This is a genomic window from Pontibacter sp. SGAir0037, assembly GCF_005491705.1.
Lineage (GTDB): Bacteria > Bacteroidota > Bacteroidia > Cytophagales > Hymenobacteraceae > Pontibacter.
Map to the genome: position 1 here is coordinate 612,818 of NZ_CP028092.1, position 17,690 is coordinate 630,507.

Here is a 17,690-nt window from a genome sequence, read left to right on the forward strand (position 1 = left end):
ATTCCTATTATTAACATTATTCAAACTTATGAAGATATCCACACCTGTACTAGTACTGGCTGTGCTCTGCCTGCATGCATGCGGTGTATCTCAGCAGGCAAACCAGTCTGCCCAAGGTACTACAACCGAAGCAGCAGCGCAGGCAGCAACTGCACCCGCTCCAAAATTTGATCCTGATATTGAGGATTTGCTGTCCAGGATGACCATTGAGGAAAAAGCCGGACAGATGACTCAGGTAACGATCGATCTTATTCTGAAGGATAACTCAGCGACGGAAATTGATCCCGCTAAACTTCGCAGGGCAATTGTTGAAAAACATGTAGGTTCTATCCTGAATGTAAAAGGCCGTGCCTATACCCTGGAGGAGTGGCACCCGATTATTACAGCTATACAGGATGTTGCTACTAAAGAAACAGCGCGTAGCATTCCGGTAATTTACGGTATCGATGCGATTCATGGTTCCAACTACCTGGCTGGCTCTACGCTTTTTCCGCATAATATAGGCATGTCGGCTACCCGTAATCCTTCGCTGGTACACGAGGCGGCAAAGATTACTGCTGCTGAAACAAGAGCCTCCGGTATTCCATGGAACTTCGACCCGGTACTGGACGTGGGGCGTCAGCCACTATGGCCGCGCTTCGAAGAAACTTTTGGAGAGGATGTGTTTATGGTTAAAACCATGGGAACAGCCGCTATCACAGGATATGAGCAGGATGGTTTAAACCAGCCTACAACGGTAGCATCTTGTATGAAGCACTACCTGGGTTATTCGGCTCCTGCTACAGGTAAAGACCGTACGCCTTCTTATATTCCGGAAACCATGCTGCGTGAAATCTTTTTGCCACCTTTTAAGGCAGCTGTAGAGGCCGGAGCTTCTACGGTTATGATCAACTCAGGAGAGGTAAACGGTGTGCCGGTGCATGGCAGTAAATATCTTTTAACAGAGGTGCTGCGGGGCGAACTTGGTTTCGAGGGCGTAGCAGTATCCGACTGGGAAGATGTGATCCGCTTACATACCCGCCATCGTGTGGCTTCCACACCAAAAGAGGCGGTGAGAATTGCTGTAGAAGCCGGTCTGGACATGAGCATGGTGCCGGTAGATTATTCTTTTTATGATCTGCTGGTAGAGCTGGTAAAAGAGGGCACTATATCGGAAGAGCGTTTAAACCTTTCAGCAGGACGTATTTTAACGCTGAAAAAGAAGCTGGGTCTGTTTGAAAATGCTTATCCGGTGGCTGATCTGAGAGCGCAGGTACAGAAGCCGGAATATGATAAAGTAGCTTACCAGGCTTCGTTGGAAAGCTTAACCCTGCTTAAAAACGAGAAGCAGGTACTGCCGTTGAAAAAGAATGCTAAAATACTGGTAGCCGGTCCTGCCGCCAATACACTAACATCGCTGCATGGCAGCTGGTCTTACATCTGGCAGGGAACTGACGAGAGCAAATATCCGGCTAAGGCGAAAACAGTAGTGGCTGCTTTAACAGAGAAAATGGGCAGAGGAAATGTTATTTCCAGTTCGGTTGCCGATTTTAAAGCTGCTGCTAATTACAATGTGGCGCAACTTAAACGAGATGCGAAGCAGGCGCAGGCTATTGTGCTTTGTATCGGAGAGAAAGCCTATGCAGAAAGCCCGGGCGTGATTGATGACCTGAACCTGGAAGAAAACCAGTTGGCTTTGGTAAGAGCTGCCAAAGAAACAGGTAAGCCTGTAATACTGGTACTTCTGGAGGGAAGGCCAAGGGTAATCTCTTCTGTAGAGCCTTTGGCTGATGCTGTTCTACTGGCTTACAGACCAGCTACTTTTGGTGGACCTGCCATTGCAGATGTTCTGGCTGGCGATTATAACCCGGATGGCGTGCTGCCATTCACGTATCCCCGCTATTCGGGTGATGTGGTTATGTATGATCACAAAGGTTCTGAGAGAATTCGTGAAGATGTGCCGGATACCTATGGTGAAGGGGGCTTTAACCCGCAGTGGGCTTTCGGAACCGGCTTAAGCTATACTACCTTTGCTATGTCTGATCTGCGCGTAGATAAAACCACGTTCAGTGGTGAGGAGCAGGTGCGTGTAACACTGAAGGTGAAAAACACAGGCAGCAGAGCTGGTAAGAAGGCTGTAGATATGTTTAGTCGTACACACTACGCCAGTGTAACGCCAAGTGCCAGGAGATTAAGAGCATTTACTAAAATTGCGCTGCAGCCTGGTGAAGAAAAAGAAGTGAGCTTTACCGTTTCTGCGAAAGACTTTGCTTTTATTAATCAGCAAGGGCAGTGGGCTACAGAGCCTGGAGCCATTGATTTGATGGTAGGAGACCTAAAAACAACGATCAATTACCGCTAGTTTTCAATAATTTCTTTAAGCCCCGCTATGGTGAATGTTACCGTGGCGGGGCTTTTTGTTTATAAATGAAATGTAATTGATCTGTTCTGTATAACACAAGCCGGCTTTGCAACTTATCACGCTAAAGCTTTCCTCTTTACCTGGTTAAAATTCCGGCGATTATCCCAAGCCATACCTATCCTTATTCAAAGCTGCAAGGCCTACCTAGGTAGTATAATATCTTATAGCATAAAAGAGAAGCTGTCAATGAAAGAAGGGGTTTGCAGCCTATGTATAGCTGCCTTTTTAGCATAAACCGCTTCTGTATTTTTATCCTTGGAGGACTTTATAACGACGGGTAAGCGAACAATCATTTCAGATCGGAAGCATGTGGTGCTAGCATTCTATATCATAACTACTTAGTTGATTTATTAAATATTTCAATAAATATTATCACAATTTTAATTATAAAATTGTGATAATATTTAAAATTTGTTAAATGTAATTTTATTTACAAAACTTATTTAAGGATCATTTATTGGATTGATGATACCTGTGATATTAGTAGAAAATCCATTAGTGAGAGTGAAATAGGAATTGTTCTAATTTCAGTGGTTTGTGTTATAACATTATAGTCTTTATTTGGGAAATACTGCAAATGGCTTGTCTATATATGGGAAATCCGATGCAAAGTTGCTGATGTAAATTTTTGTATTTTTATAATGACTTTATGCTAGTGGTAAGAGCGAAAAGCTTGTTTTTTCTAATTATAGGGCTATAAATAAGTGCAATTCCAAGGGGCTAGCTTGTAAGTATTAGAATATTTTACAAGCTGCATAAGAATGGAGTAGTTTTAGCATAGCATGTAGTGCAACTAAAGTTGATTCGATAGCAATAATTGAAAATTACTATTAAAGCACTAGCATGAAAACAACTCTACTATTCAACATTTTCTTAACTGGTACCCAGGCTGATGGATATACCTCCTCTTCCTCAAGCTTGATTGCTGATAGCCGTTATTGTCTAAGCTCAGCAAGCGCAATTTTAGTCTAAGCCTCCAACCACTCCCATACCACCCTTTATGAAAACTTTTACTTTAAAAGCCTCTTTTGCCCTTCGAGCGGTTAGTTTGCTTATAAGCGTTGTCTTTTACCTTTCTTCATATTCTGCTCTAGCTCAGATTTGTGCTTCACCTGGTAAGGATGGTATTCTTAGTGGAGCAGTAACTGTGGTTAATACTTATTATCCAGGTAATGCCACTGTGACAGCAGGTAATAACAAAAGTATTACTTTGGGGGCTGCCAATGCAGATGGAAGCCAAGCACCAATTGCCGCTGGTGACTTGGTGTTGATCATTCAGATGCAAGGTGCCGAAATTAACACTACAAATGGTACCGCTTATGGCGATGGAAATACTAGCACAGGTGGAAGTGGTAATACTACTACAAATTTTACAGCTGGTCAATATGAGTATGTCATTGCTACAAGTGCTGTGCCGGTAAGTGGTGGTACGCTTACAGTAGCAAGCTTAGAAAATACTTATATTAATGCAAATTATAATACGCAGGGGCAAAAGCGCTTTCAGGTAGTAAGGGTGCCACAGTACAGTTCTGCTACCTTGGGTGCGACTGTAACTGCACCGGCTTGGAATGGCTCTACGGGTGGTGTAGTGGCAATGGATGTAGCTGGGAACCTTAACTTTAATAGCAGAACGATTGACGTAAGTGGTAAAGGTTTTAGAGGAGGTGCTGGAAGAAGGTTGACTGGAGGTAGTGGAACAAGTACAGATTTTAGAACCCTCTCCACTAATAATGCTAATGCGCAGAAAGGGGAGGGTACTGCAGGTACTCCTGCCTATGTTAATCATCAGGGAAGTTTAGTAAATACAGGTGTTGAAGGCTATCCTAGTGGTAGTATGGGTAGGGGAGCACCTGGAAATGCAGGAGGAGGAGGTACTGATGGTCGGCCATCTGCCAATGACCAAAACTCTGGCGGCGGTGGAGGCGGTAACTTGGGTGTAGGTGGTCAAGGTGGTAATTCCTGGAGCTCGAACCTGGGTGTTGGTGGTATTGGTGGAGCAAGTCTTTCTTCAGTGGTTTCTAGCTCACGTTTGGTAATGGGCGGCGGCGGCGGTGCCGGATCAACGAACGATGCAACAGGAACTCCTGGAAGCGGCTTTGCAAGTAGTGGAGCAGCCGGCGGTGGTATTGTTATGGTAAGAGCTGGGTCTATTACAGGTACAGGTACTATAGATGCAAGTGGTGCTTCTGCAAACAATACTGTAGCTAATGACGGAAGTGGCGGCGGCGGTGCCGGAGGTAGTATATTATTGACGTCTGCTGTTCCCAATGGTATTTCAAACGTACTTGTAAATACGAGTGGCGGTAGTGGTGGTACCAATACAGGAGGAGGATCAGCTCACGGGCCAGGCGGCGGCGGCGGCGGCGGTGTTGTATATGTTAACCACACTGCTGTAAGAACTGGTAGTACTTGGGCTGGGGGAGCTGCAGGTTTTACGGCCAGTAATGCTCATTTTGGAGCTGTTGCAGGTTCTAATGGGGCTGGTATTAACATTGGGAATACAACAATTGTAAATAGTGCATCAGGGGCACTCTGCCTACCAAACCTTACTGTAAATAAAACTACAAGCACTGCTTCCCTTGTGCGCAACACTGGAGGTAGCTTAACAGCGGATTATACTATTACAGTTACTAACTCAGGGGGGGCGGCACATGGGGTAATAATTCAGGATGTCTTGCCAACTGGTTTTACTTATAATACATTATTAAATTATGATTTGGGTAATGCTTATGCTGATAATGGCGGCAATTCAACGGGTGTTGTAGGGTCTTCTACAAATTATATGTTACCATCTAGCGGGCAAAGCACATTAAACTTTGGCTCACTAACAATTCCTTCCGGGACTACTGTTACTTTTACTTTCAGAGTAAATATTCCAAGTACTGTGGCTGACGGTACTTATCAAAACTCTGTCACTGTTTCTTACCTGGACCCAACACGTTCTACGGCTACTCGTAAAATTACACCTCTAACAGGGGGCACTGGTAATACTAGTTATGATACTCCAACCTCTACAACTACAGTGAGTGGCTCAAATTATGTTGCCACATCAAGCACTGCAGAAGATGTGACAGTAAATACCCGTCCAGCTGCTCCAACTGCAACCGGGGCTTCAAGCTGTGGACCTGGAACGGTTACGCTTACAGCTTCAGGTGCGCCTACAGGAGGAAGCTACCGTTGGTATACTGTTGCAACCGGAGGTACTGCTATTAGTAGTGCTACCAGCTCAACCTATACCACACCCTCTCTCTCAGGTACTACTACTTATTATGTATCGGCTGTAAGTTCTGCAGGAGTAGAGAGTGCAAGCAGAACAGCTGTAACAGCCACCATCACTGAAGTTCCAAGTTTATCTACGGTACCAGCAAACAATCTGCTTTATGCTTATCCATTTAATGGAAACGCAAACGATGCTTTAGGAATGAATAATGGTACAGCTCGAAACGGAGCGTTTTTAACTTCGGATCGGTTTGGTAATACTTCTAAAGCGTATAGCTTTGATGGTGTTGATGATCATATTACCACAATAAATAGTTTTAATACAACCAATGTCTTCTCATTTAGCATTTGGTTCAATACAACTTCTACTACAGGAGGAAAGCTTTTGGGTATGGGCGGATCTGCAACTGGTTCAAGCAGTCAGTACGACAGACATATCTATATGGCGAATAATGGCCAGCTTTACTTTGGTGTTTATGCAGGCAGTCATCAAACTATCAATACTACTACCAGCTATAACGATGGCAAATGGCATAATGTAGTAGTTACTTTGTCCGGTGCCGGAATGAAAATGTATGTGGACGGGGTACAACAGGCAAGTAACGCTGCTGTAACTACTTCAGAAAATTTTAGTGGCTATTTAAGAATTGGCTATGATAATATAGGTGGCTGGCCGGCTGCTCCAACAAGTAATTACTTTAAAGGCTCATTGGATGATATTCATGTGTATAACAGAGAGCTTAGTGCTTCAGAAGTAAGTTCAGTTTATCAGTCATACAGCATCAGTAGCAACAGTCCTGTATGTGCAGGTAGCACTATCAGGTTATCTGCACCAGGCATCAGCGGTGCAGCTTATACCTGGACGGGACCTAATGGTTTTACTTCATCAGCACAGAACCCCACTATAGCTAGCTCAACTTATACGCATGCTGGTACATATACGCTTATTGTTACTGTTAACGGCTGCGCGTCTGATCCCGCTTATACAACAGTTGTTATAGACTGTCCTGCAGCTTATTCTAATCCCAATGTGTATGCCCGTCGAGCTCTTTCTAGTGGGAGAACCGTGGCAACAGTAACTGATCCGGATGGCTCCATTACAAGTGCCGTTGTGACAGGAACTGCATTGCCAGGTTTCCTAACGCTAAACCCAACAACAGGGGCAATAACTGTAAACTCCGGTACTCCTGTAAGTGGCACATATACTACAACAGTCAGAACAACTGATGCCAGGGGAGGAGTTTCTAATGTTCAGGTTACCATTGTTATCAACGAAGAACTATACCAGGCAAGTGGTAGCGCCATAAGCAACGGAGGTACATGCTATCAATTAACAGATGCGATAAATAACCAACAGGGGCAGGTATGGAGTGTTTACACAGTAAATCTGAATAATTCATTTGAGATTAGTTTTAAGGCGAATTTTGGAACAATAGATGCGAATGGAGCTGACGGTATAGTGTTTGGCTTTCAACGAGTGGCTTCCAACCCTGTTTTTGCAAGTGGTGCAGTTGGTCAGGGTTTAGGTTTCCAGGGAATACAGCCTTCTATAGGAGTCGAGTTCGATACCTGGGATAATGGTACTGGAGTAGGTGATATAGCTGCTGACCACACTAATTTCTTCGTGAATGGCCAGGTGGGATCTCCTGTTAAGGCAGCCGTTCCTATGATTGAAGGTAATGGTAACGTAGAAGATGGTAAAGACCACCTTATAAGAATTGTCTGGATTAAAGAAATTAATACAATGGAGGTATACTTCGATGGAGTATTCAGAACAAGTTATGCCAGAGATATTGTAAAGGATATTTTTAACAATGATCCAAATGTGTACTTTGGTTATACAGCGAGTACAGGTGGTTCTGTAAACAGACAGTCTATCTGTGAAATAAAGCATAACTTGGCCCCTGAAGCAAAAGATATACTGACTCAAAAACTGTTGAATACGGACGGTGCAACAATTTTAACAATTCCTGCCGCCTCTTATCCGACGGATGCTGATGGAACAGTTACTGCATTTAAATTTACTTCTGTTCCGACTACAGCACAAGGCGTTTTAACGATCAATGGGCAGGTGGTAGAAAAAGATAAAGTTTTCACTATCACGGGAATGCCTGTTATTCGATTTGACCCGGCTCCTGGAAATCTGGCTGATGTAGAATTCTATTATACTGTTATTGATAATTTAGGAGCCGAGGATATGTCTCCTGCAAAAATCACCATTCCTATTAATGGTGTGCCTGTGGCTAAAGATGTTGAGACTACAGGAGATATTATGAATAACTCTAAGAAACCGGTGCCACTAAATCCGTTAGATGCGTCTGATCCTGACGGATATGTAGCTCACTTCCGCATATTAACTGCCCCTACATCAGGAACATTATACATAAACGGGAATCTGGCGGTGCTTAATACTAATTATGCATGGGCCGATGCAAACACATTAACTTATATGCCCTCTGTCGACTATAAGGGAAATGCTAACTTTTACTATGCGGTAGTGGATAATGAAGGAGCACCGAGTTCGGCAGCCGGTAATAAATATGTAGTGCCTGTTCAGATGAATCCTCTGCCGGTAACTTTGATCAGCTTCGAAGCTAAAGCACAGCAGCAGGACGTGGTGCTGAAATGGGCAACGGCTACGGAGCAGGACAACGATCACTTTGAGTTGGAGCGCAGCCGTGACGGACGCACATTTGAAACAGTAAACCGTGTGAAGGGGGCCGGTAACAGCAATCAAAAACTCTCCTATAGCTACCTGGACAAAAATGCTCCTGCCGGCGTGTTGTACTACCGCCTCAAGCAGGTAGACCTGGACGGTACGGTCAGCCTCAGCAATATTGTGGCTGTGGAGGTACAGCGTGTGGCATTGGTAAAGGCAACACTTTTCCCGAACCCGACAACAGGCACTTTAAACCTGGATCTGACACAGTTGCCGGAGGCGCAGTACAAAATCCGGATTATTGGTATGGATGGTCGCCAGGTAAGCCAGTACAGCTATGGCAACGGGTTGGCTGTTTTCGAACTGCAGAGCCTTGCTACAGGCAAGTACGTAGTACAAATACAGGGAGCAGACCAGGTGCAGACACTGAGCTTTATTAAAAGGTAGTAACTACCAATAAATGAGAAGAGGCCGCTTAGTACAAGCGGCCTCTTCTCATTTATAGTTTTTTTAATCCTATTCATAACCTTTTAAATCTGCTAAGGGTTGTGTAGTTCTGGTGAACTGCCCGGTACCGAAAGCCACCTCTTTTCCTTTGTCGTTGTAAATAACAGATTCGGCTATGGAGATAGATTTGCCAAAAGAGCGTAAAGTGCCCACAGCGTGTAAAACACCACTGCTGACCGGGCGTAGCAGGTTCAGCTGAAAAGAGGATGTTACAATAAAAACGTCTTTTACAACAGAGGCCACAGCAAAGTAAGCGGCATCGTCCAGCAGTTTGAAATAGCTGGCGCCATGTATGGCCTGCGCTCCATGAAAGTATTTCGGATCGACAGGAAGTGTGATTTCAGCTTTCCCATGTGAAACAGCAATCGTGCTGCCGCTAAAGAGTTGCTGCACATTAGCTTGATGATATAAGTGCTCCAGTTTACGGTAATGGTCCTCTATACGCATACATGTTTACGCTATTATTGTGATGCTTTGGCGGCCTGCTCTGCCCGGATTTCTTTTACCCTTTCCTCAAAATAAGTATTTTGTTTTCCTTCGCCCAGTATGGCAACAGAACGATAGAGTTGCTGTAGGTCCTCGCTATGCTCTGTTCTGCCTCCTTTCTTCAGGTCTATGTAGGTTAAACGGGTCCAGATAACAGACATGATCGTTTGTGTTTTAGGGTCCACCATTTGCCCTTCTACCATCAGATCGGAGCTGGTGAACCAGCGCAGGCAGGTACGAACGGTCATGGTTTCCATAAACTTTACTTCCCGGATGTATTGCACTTGATTTGATGTTACCACCCAGCCTTTGCCGTTCTCACGCATATGTTTGTACACATTGAAGTTATAGTGCTCCCGCACCTGATCCTCACGGGCATTAACAAAATAGTCGATAAACCTGCCGTTGTTTAGATGGCCGAACGGATCGCAGTCTTCAAAGCGGATGAGCACCTGGCTCTCCAGTATTTTAGGTAGTGCTTTTTCTGTCATTTTTTCTGATTTACCAGTCTGGTTTAGTACGGTCTGGCTTGGTATTAGATTTCTTTGGTAGCTGCTGGATATACTGCATCTCAGCATTTCGCATAGCATCTAATAGAACTTTGGCTTTTTCAGGACTGATGCTCATCTGATGCAGCCTGCTTCGCTGCGTTTGCGCACGCTGGTCCTGCTCTGAAATATTATCAGCACTTGCGCTACGTTCTGTATTTGCCTGATTCGGCTCTGCATTCTGGTGCAACCCCTGTTCATTGCCTTTTTCCTGACCCTGCATCTGTTCTCTTTCCTGTTTACCTTCCTGTCCTTTCTGGTCAGCGCCTTGTTGGTTGCCTGTTTCCTGTTTGCCCTCCGGGTTTACTTCCTGCTCCCGGCCCTCTGTTTCCTCCTCCTGGTCTCCATTACTGTCGGGCCGGTTTTTAGGCTGGGGCTCCACCTGTGTATCAGCAGGCTGCTGCGTGTTGTGAGCAGCTTCTTCAGCGGGTGGCGGCAACTGTTCCTCTTCTTCAGCCGCTGCTACTTCAGGGTGTAAGGCCAGGTATTTTTTAAGAAGTTCGTAATTATAACGGGCCTGGTCATTTTCAGGCTCCAGCACCAGCACGTCTTTGCAGTAGGAGAGGGCCCTTTTATACTTCTTTTGAGTAGCCGCAATGTTGCCAAGCTGTAGCAAGGCTATAGCACGTACTCTGCTGTACTGATGATCAGCCAGTAACTGGTATTCCTGTTGTGCCCGTTCCAGCTGACCAGCCTGGTAATATGAATGAGCCAGGTTTAGCCTGATCTGGTAATCTTCTACGTCCAGGTTTTGGAGGAGGTATTCATAAGCAGCTATTGCTTCTGTATAGTTTTTATCCTGATAGGCCGATGCCGCATCTTTTGTATAAGCATTTAATCGGGAAATTGCATTCAGGCCTCCTCCCAGGAAGCTGATGAGCAGCACAAAGAGAAACAAGGCTTTCATATCCTGATAAGTTTAATGGTGATCAGAACATCCAGCACGATGAGCAGGAGGGCCAGTGCCAGCGGATAGACATATTTATTTGCCGTAACATCAATAGTTTTGCTTTCGCGGAGTTCACCTTCAATGTTATTAATCACGTTAAGCAGCCGGTTAACCTCACTCACACGATTGTTGATTTCAAAGTACTGCCCGTTTGTAAGTTCCGCCAGCCGAATGAGGTGATCGGGATGTAAGCGACTGACTACTATTTTGCCGTCAGGGTCTTTTTTGAAGCCTTGCTGGGTCGGGATTTGTGAGCCTTCCGTTGTGCCGATTCCCACTGTATAAACCCTGATGTTATACTCAGCCAGGGCCTCTGCTGCTCTTTCTATGTTTTCGCCAAAATCTTCGCCATCGCTGATCAGTATCAGTATTTTAGCTTTTTGCTCTTCATTGGATAGACGGGCGTCCTGGCTAAACTTATCCGATACCAGTTTTAGCAAAGTATTATAGTCAGTGCCGCCCTGCTCCAGCAAACCGGTTCGTAGTGTTCTGGTATATACCTGCAAGGCATTCTGATCGTATGTGAGCGGGCTCTGAATAAAAGCTTCAGATGAAAAAATAATAAGGCCTATTCTATCGGAGTTAAAGCGGTTGATAACCCGCAATATCTCCTGCTTTGCCTTTTCAATGCGTGAAGGTTGAATATCTGTTGCATCCATAGAGGCAGAAAGATCCACCGCAATGTAAAGATCCTTGCCAATGGTTTTAATTTCTTTTTTCATGGCGCCAAAGGAGGGACCTAAAATTGAAATCAGCAGCAGGACAGCATATGTGCTGCGGATAAAGAATTTTACCCAAACCACATACACCCGTTTCTGGAAAAATCGGGCCACGCGCCTTACACGCAGTAAATACCCGATGTAGAGCACAATAAATAAAGTGCCGAATAAAATTTCGAGTAAGGAAAGTGTTTGGTACCAGGTCATGAACTAAAAAGAGAGCTATTTTTCTGTGAAAGCTCTGCTGAAAAACAAATATACTAACTTAAAACGGATAGATTCAGGTATAGAAAAGAGGAGGAATTTTAATTATAAAGCAATTTCTGGTGGTGTAGGAGATCAAGAATTGATTTATTTCAAAAAGTTTAAAAATTTTTTTAAATGAAATGGCAGAACAAAGATGAATAGAGTCAGCTACTTAAGCTCTTTTTTATAGGTTTTGGAGCTGTTTGGATGCTTTAGAAGAAGAAAAAAGTAAAGGGTGCTATTGCGTTGTACAGGGAAGAGTCGTATGTTTGTATCCTCTTTAGCAGAAAGAGGCCCGGAGGGGTGGGTGAGTGGCTGAAACCAGCAGTTTGCTAAACTGCCGTACTCGTAAGGGTACCGGGGGTTCGAATCCCCCCTCCTCCGCTGAGAAATTTTTAAATATTTTTTTTGCAATATTAAAAACTTCTCTTACCTTTGCACCGCAATCAACGATAACAGGTTTGCATCTGAAGGAGTTGAAAGCAAAATTAGTTCGGGGTGTAGCGTAGCCCGGTATCGCGCCACATTTGGGATGTGGAGGTCGTAGGTTCGAATCCTGCCACCCCGACTTAAAAATTTCGGAAGAGATTCCGAAATTTTTTGTTTAAAGGAAGTTCACTACTTCCTCGTAAACGCTGGTCTCGTAGCTCAGCTGGATAGAGCAACTGCCTTCTAAGCAGTAGGTCTTTGGTTCGAATCCAAACGGGATCACAAAAAGCACCTTCAGACGCTCTGAAGGTGCTTTTTTGTTTTATGGGTGCGGTTGCAAAACTGCTGCATCTCCTTTATTACCGCCATCGCCTCTTCGGCAGCACCTGCGCTATAGTTTACATGCAGCTCGCTTTGCCACTGATCCACACAGGTGGCCAACTCAACAAAGTTGCTGTTTAACTGGTTTAGAGAATTTATCACCTGCTGCAGGTCTAGCGCAGGCGTAGGCATAGCACCAGGCGCTGCCTCAGCTGTATTGCCGCCTTCCGCAAAGGCTTTGGGTTCCCTCGCCAGGTATGGCATTAATGCTTTGAACAAGAATAGAAGTCACTTTAAAGGTTGTTTCAGTGACTATCTCCATAATCTAATTCCTTTTTAATTTATCTGTTTTTTTTATACTTTCATCACGATTTATATTACAATGCTAGTAAATATCGCAGCCATTTATAGTGTTTAGTTTTACTTTATTGTGAGTAATGTTAAAGGAGGTGCCAATTAGAACTTAAATATTAATATACATTGCCGGAAAAACCAGTAACTGATACGGATATGAATATTGAGCTACCGCTCGAACAGAGGTAGGAAGAAAAGATTAACAAGGTTTACATTTAAAATTTCAACTACTTTCATGGGTTATCTTTTAGCATTTTTTTTCCCGTTCCTATCACTGATGATAAACGGCAGAATCTTTTCGGGCATCATTTGCCTAATCCTTCAATGCACCATCTTAGGGTGGTTCCCAGCTGCTATATGGGCCATGCTTTCTCTAAACAACCAAAGGGCCGAAAAACGTACCAGGCGCATAATAAAGGCTATACAGGAGAATAAACAATTTGCATAAAGAATTATGGGGACGGAAAAACTCTCACCAGGTGATATTGTACAGCTAAAATCAGGTGGCCCAGCCATGACCGTTAATAGAATTGTTGAGGCTAATATGGGAGGCGGTGTAAAAGCAGTTTTTTGTACTTATTACGATGAACTAACCAGAAAATTCTTACATATCGATTTTTACGATTACGCCTTGATGAAATTAGAGGAATCAAATCTGAGCCTGCAGGAACGGCTTGTACTTCTGGAGAAAGAATTGGCTGATAAAGATTTAATTATTGGGTTGTTGAGGCAAAAGGGAGAATAACTATTTTATAGCTTTTACTTAATAAACCGTTTTTAAGCTTAAGGAAGTAATTTTATTTATCATTACCCTTGTCTTTTTTGTATCATGGCTCTTGAAAAAAAGAGAAAGAGGATTTTCTAATATTTAGGCTTTTAGAGCTAGAGAGTTCGATAGCTACAAAGCAAGTGTTGCAACAGAATCAGCTGTCAATCAGAATAAATTTGACATATATAAATCTACAGATGAAAATGAGCTCCATTCATTACAATTTGTCTTGTGAAGTAGAGTTGTATGTGCATAAGGCAGTTAGAGTGTAGCTCAGCACCAGGTGGAAAATTTAACAGTAGCACATCTATAAAAAAGAAGCCTTTGTAGGTTTAGCTTTATTAAAATATAACATACTCTGTTCACTACCACAGAAAAATCAAGAGAGCTGTAAAATGAATGCATTGTATAATTGCATAGGGCAATACCATCCTATTGCTACAGGAGCGTGGGAAGCTCTCTCCAATGCACTAAAAAAGGTAGAGCTTGTAAGAAATTCTTTTTTACTTCAAGAAGGAATGGTATGTCATAATCTGTATTTTCTGGAAAAAGGTTGTTTGCGGGGCTATTATAACCTTAACGGGAAGGAAATAACTTATTGGTTTGGCTTCGAAAATAACTTTATTACTTCTTTTTATAGCTTTATTTCCCGAAAGCCGGCTGTAGAAAACATACAGATAGTAGAAGACTCTACGCTGTGGGGTATCAGTTTTGAAGCCTTAAACCAATTGTTTAATTCCCATAATGATATTGAGCGCCTTGTTCGCATTATAAATGAGCAATACTACATCAGATTGGAAGAGCGGTTGATGGCTATGCAATTTAAAACGGCTCGGGAGCGATATGAACAGCTAATAGATACCTCTCCCCATATCCTCCAAAGAATTTCGCTTGGGCAAATTGCCTCCTACCTTGGTATTAGCCAGGAAACGCTGAGCAGGATACGTAGTCAGATGTAACATATTCCTTTTTTGATAATTGTCAAAAGAGAGTATTGAGAACTGGTATACCTTTGATTCATCACTTGACAAAAGAAAAAATGAATCAGAAACCATCAAATGCGTTTATTGCGGCCTCCTGGGCTACTTTACTTATTGGTATGGCAGCATATATTATCGGACTGTGGAATGCCGAAATGCTGCTGAACGAGAAGGGGTATTATTTTACTATACTTATGTATGGTTTGTTCTCGGCCATCTCTCTCCAAAAAAGTGTGCGAGACCAACTGGAAGGGGTTCCTGTTACCAATATTTATTATGGACTAAGCTGGTTCTCTACCATTTTAGCGGTAGTGTTGCTGGCAGCGGGGCTTTGGAATGCTAACCTGCTCCTGAGTGAGAAAGGTTTTTATGCTATGTCATTCATCCTAAGCCTTTTTGCTGCTATTGCCGTTCAAAAAAATACCAGAGACAGTTTAAGCAAACCAGCTAAGAATAATGTTGAGATAGATGAAGGGTTTTAATTCAAAAGAGAAGAAATATGAGCACGCCACTGATAAAGGAGTTTATTATAATGTACCCATCAGGAAAGTTTGGCAGGCTATAACTGATAAGGATAAAATGAAGGAATGGTACTTCCTCAACTTCAAAAGTTTGAACCTGTAGTCGGATTTAAGTTTGAATTCGACGATAGCGGTGCCGAATACCGGAAAGAATCGATTGTGACTAAATTGGTAGAAGGTAAAACCCTGGCTCACAGTTGGGCTTGCAAAGGCTATCCGGGAAGTTCGGAGGTTATGTTTGAGCTATGTTCGGAAGAGAACAAGACCAGCCTAAAAGTTATTCAAACGGGCTTGGATAGTTTTGCGGATCACCCGCATTTTAAATGGGAACGGTTTGAATGGGGATGGGATAATCTTCTTGGCCAAAACTTAAAGCAACTTCTTGAAGAGAACTCATAAATATAACTGTAAATTCTTTAAAACAAATAAATCAAGCTGTTTAACACCTTATAGAGTGTATATCAACATTAAAACTGCTGCTTCATACCCTAACCAGCACCTGTATTATATAACAGTATCTATACTTCTAAAAAAACGTATATTGGAATATATGCTATAAGCAACTTAACCTGTACAAGCCATGGATATTTCTCATTTCTTTACGCGTTCAGAAAGTATAAACAGTGCTGGTAACCCAGTCTGGATGGATGTACTACGAGTGGCTCTTGGGCTCTTTCTTTTCCTGAAGGGTATTATGTTTTTAGAAAACAGTAGCGAAGTGTTCTATCACCTGAGCCAACGACAAGGCATCATCGGAGCGGGTAATGCAGCTATGCTTACCAGTATGGTTCATATTGTAGGAGGCCTTATGATTGCGATGGGCTTTCTGACACGCCTTTCCCTGTTGCTGCAAATGCCTATTTTATTGGGAGCCATACTGCTGGTTAATTTCCAGCAGGGTGTTTCCTGGTATAACGCAGAATTAATTATATCGCTTGCTGTGCTGGGCCTGCTTGTGTTTTTCATGATTGTTGGGCCCGGACGCTATTCTATAGACCATAAAATACTTCGTCGTCTGCACTAACAACTCCATGCCTGTTTTCCAAAATAGTAAGCTTGAAAAACTAAATGCATCTGATGTTAACAATAAAAAAATAGTAGTCGTACTGCAACACCCGCCAAGGCAGCATAACGTATTATACGTTTAATATATATAAATCTGTAACCATACTAATTGTCTATGTCTGTTGCTAGCCTTATTGTTTTCCTGATCGGATTAACAATGCTTACCTTCTACTACAGGTTTAAAGATAGATCTGAGAATAGAATGAAAGCGCATGACAAGGAAGAGGAAAAGCGAGAGCAAGTAGTTGTTTGAGTTTTATCCTGATTTTCTAAAACCGAACGCCCCCTGTACAGGGGGCGTTCGGTTTTAGAAATATTTAATGATGCAGTAGTTGTGTTTGCTGCCCGTTAATAAAGCGAAAATGCCTTGTAAAGAAATATTTAGGAAGTTTTACAGGAAATAATTTCTATCCTACTTATGTTGTTTGTTCTATAAAATTTGTAATATGCTGGCAATTTATTAGTACCGGTTATTTTATGTTTTGCTATGGTATTACACGTTAAAACGGCTCAAATTGAGATTGTTCGCTTTTCATTAAAAGCAAACTACAATTTTTTAAAAGCAGAGTGGCTACGATTACCTAATAGCGAGGAATACAGAACCGGTATGTCGCTTATTTGTGAGGAAATTCTAACTAATACAGTGTGGTATGTACTGGTAGATGTACGTAAGCTAGGGATGCCGAATGTAGCAGATCAGGTATGGTCTACTGGACTGGTGAAAAATGCTTTATACAGAAGCGAGGTAAAACGGATAGCCACAATCATGGCAGGTGATATCTTCCAGCAGAATATGATTCAAAAAATGTCGGTTCAAACGCGGAGGGAGTATAACCTGCCGTATGATTCAGAATTTTTCCTGACAGAGTCGGAGGCAATGGAGTGGCTGCTGGATACCTTCTGAAATTGCGCAACCTAGAGCTCTTTTACAAGAATTTCGGCTTTGCCACTATTATAATGCGAATCCATCCAATGCTTCAGTACATGGGTAGGAGTTGTGTAGCATAGTACTAGGGAAGTGCCATGCTCCATCTCTTCAAAATCCATGTGAAGCTCATATCCAAGCCGCTTTAGCTTATCTGCCTTTTCCTTCTCTTCATAAAAACCAAGCACATCGCACTGGTGGTTATACTCTTCTATAATGGCATGAGCCAGTTTATTAAAAGCACTTGGATAAAAAGAAATAGCAGCAGTATCGTTATTCAGCCAAGTGCCGGTTAACCTGGTAACTCTGTTGCCGAAGCCTTTCTTTAACTTATAAGAAAGGCTTGGGTCTGCTTCTGCACAAAATGTATAGTTTACCTGCGACTTCATTTTAGATAGATGCATTGTTATTATTGCTGCAATTTAACCAAAATTTTATATTTAGTGTTATAATAAAAATATTTTATAGATAATTTTATAATCCTTACTTGCAGCGCATGAGCTGAAGTTGAACCAGGCAATCGGCATATTATCTGTTGCTTTGTTAAAGTATAGGATGCCAGTTATTTAGATGAAGTTCCTAGTACTGGGCA

The 17,690-nt window shown here is 42.7% G+C and carries 15 protein-coding genes and 3 tRNA genes; 12 read left to right on the forward strand and 6 right to left on the reverse strand.

The genetic code is table 11. The features are described 5' to 3' along the window. The first annotated feature begins 28 nt into the window (after positions 1-28). Both C1N53_RS02455 and C1N53_RS02460 read left to right on the forward strand, forming a co-directional pair. The gene (locus tag C1N53_RS02455) at positions 29-2,341 is read left to right on the forward strand and encodes a glycoside hydrolase family 3 N-terminal domain-containing protein (RefSeq protein ID WP_137757816.1); all 2,313 of its coding nucleotides are present in this window, start codon (positions 29-31) and stop codon (positions 2,339-2,341) included. A 1,207-nt stretch (positions 2,342-3,548) separates the two neighbouring features. Further along, positions 3,549-8,726 carry a LamG-like jellyroll fold domain-containing protein gene (locus tag C1N53_RS02460; RefSeq protein ID WP_137757817.1) on the forward strand — a complete coding sequence of 1,726 codons (5,178 nt, stop codon included), beginning with the start codon at positions 3,549-3,551 and terminating at the stop codon, positions 8,724-8,726. Positions 8,727-8,795: 69 nt separating this feature from the next. Here the strand turns inward: C1N53_RS02460 and C1N53_RS02465 are convergent, their stop codons facing one another. From C1N53_RS02465 to C1N53_RS02480, 4 genes are read right to left on the reverse strand one after another with little or no spacing between them, the layout of a single operon-like run. Continuing rightward, a complete protein-coding gene (locus C1N53_RS02465) occupies positions 8,796-9,233 on the reverse strand; it encodes a PaaI family thioesterase (protein ID WP_137757818.1) in 438 nt (145 codons plus the stop codon). Positions 9,234-9,247: 14 nt separating this feature from the next. Beyond that, entirely contained in the window at positions 9,248-9,763 is a 516-nt protein-coding gene (locus C1N53_RS02470) for a thioesterase family protein (RefSeq protein WP_137757819.1), read from the reverse strand. Between the two features lie 10 nt (positions 9,764-9,773). Further along, positions 9,774-10,727 carry a tetratricopeptide repeat protein gene (locus C1N53_RS02475; RefSeq protein ID WP_137757820.1) on the reverse strand — a complete coding sequence of 318 codons (954 nt, stop codon included), beginning with the start codon at positions 10,725-10,727 and terminating at the stop codon, positions 9,774-9,776. Continuing rightward, positions 10,724-11,695 carry a VWA domain-containing protein gene (locus C1N53_RS02480; RefSeq protein WP_137757821.1) on the reverse strand — a complete coding sequence of 324 codons (972 nt, stop codon included), beginning with the start codon at positions 11,693-11,695 and terminating at the stop codon, positions 10,724-10,726. The genes C1N53_RS02475 and C1N53_RS02480 overlap by 4 nt, the downstream gene beginning before the upstream one ends. A 336-nt stretch (positions 11,696-12,031) precedes the next feature. Here C1N53_RS02480 and C1N53_RS02485 point away from each other — a divergent pair. From C1N53_RS02485 to C1N53_RS02495, 3 genes are all read left to right on the forward strand, one after another. After that, positions 12,032-12,118 (forward strand) — tRNA-Ser (locus C1N53_RS02485). 110 nt (positions 12,119-12,228) lie between these two features. Continuing rightward, positions 12,229-12,302: transfer RNA gene (locus C1N53_RS02490), tRNA-Pro, on the forward strand. 69 nt (positions 12,303-12,371) lie between these two features. Then, a tRNA-Arg gene (locus tag C1N53_RS02495) sits at positions 12,372-12,445 on the forward strand. Between the two features lie 12 nt (positions 12,446-12,457). Here the strand turns inward: C1N53_RS02495 and C1N53_RS02500 are convergent. Further along, positions 12,458-12,763, reverse strand: coding sequence for a hypothetical protein (locus C1N53_RS02500; protein WP_137757822.1), 306 nt, complete (start codon positions 12,761-12,763; stop codon positions 12,458-12,460). Positions 12,764-13,073: 310 nt separating this feature from the next. Between C1N53_RS02500 and C1N53_RS22965 the strand changes: the two genes are divergently transcribed. The 7 genes from C1N53_RS22965 to C1N53_RS02535 all read left to right on the forward strand — a co-directional run bounded on the left by C1N53_RS22965 (position 13,074) and on the right by C1N53_RS02535 (position 17,077). Then, complete coding sequence (locus C1N53_RS22965) at positions 13,074-13,286, forward strand: YqaE/Pmp3 family membrane protein (protein ID WP_137757823.1); 213 nt, start codon at positions 13,074-13,076, stop codon at positions 13,284-13,286. Between the two features lie 6 nt (positions 13,287-13,292). Beyond that, the gene (locus C1N53_RS02510) at positions 13,293-13,583 is read left to right on the forward strand and encodes a YodC family protein (RefSeq protein ID WP_137757824.1); all 291 of its coding nucleotides are present in this window, start codon (positions 13,293-13,295) and stop codon (positions 13,581-13,583) included. A gap of 419 nt (positions 13,584-14,002) precedes the next feature. After that, positions 14,003-14,566 (forward strand): Crp/Fnr family transcriptional regulator, encoded by a 564-nt coding sequence (locus C1N53_RS02515; protein WP_137757825.1) that lies wholly within the window; start codon positions 14,003-14,005, stop codon positions 14,564-14,566. 80 nt (positions 14,567-14,646) lie between these two features. After that, positions 14,647-15,069: an inner membrane protein YiaA gene (gene yiaA / locus C1N53_RS02520; RefSeq protein ID WP_137757826.1), complete on the forward strand. Its 423-nt coding sequence runs from the start codon at positions 14,647-14,649 to the stop codon at positions 15,067-15,069. Between the two features lie 105 nt (positions 15,070-15,174). Next, on the forward strand, positions 15,175-15,507 hold the full coding sequence (locus C1N53_RS02525; protein WP_137757827.1) for an SRPBCC domain-containing protein: 333 nt from the start codon (positions 15,175-15,177) through the stop codon (positions 15,505-15,507). Between the two features lie 181 nt (positions 15,508-15,688). Further along, positions 15,689-16,132, forward strand: coding sequence for a DoxX family protein (locus C1N53_RS02530; protein ID WP_137757828.1), 444 nt, complete (start codon positions 15,689-15,691; stop codon positions 16,130-16,132). Positions 16,133-16,660: 528 nt separating this feature from the next. Next, positions 16,661-17,077, forward strand: coding sequence for a hypothetical protein (locus C1N53_RS02535; RefSeq protein WP_137757829.1), 417 nt, complete (start codon positions 16,661-16,663; stop codon positions 17,075-17,077). Positions 17,078-17,088: 11 nt separating this feature from the next. On the opposite strand, the gene C1N53_RS02540 is transcribed toward C1N53_RS02535, so the two are convergent. Further along, positions 17,089-17,502 carry a hypothetical protein gene (locus C1N53_RS02540; protein ID WP_137757830.1) on the reverse strand — a complete coding sequence of 138 codons (414 nt, stop codon included), beginning with the start codon at positions 17,500-17,502 and terminating at the stop codon, positions 17,089-17,091. Positions 17,503-17,690 lie beyond the last annotated feature (188 nt).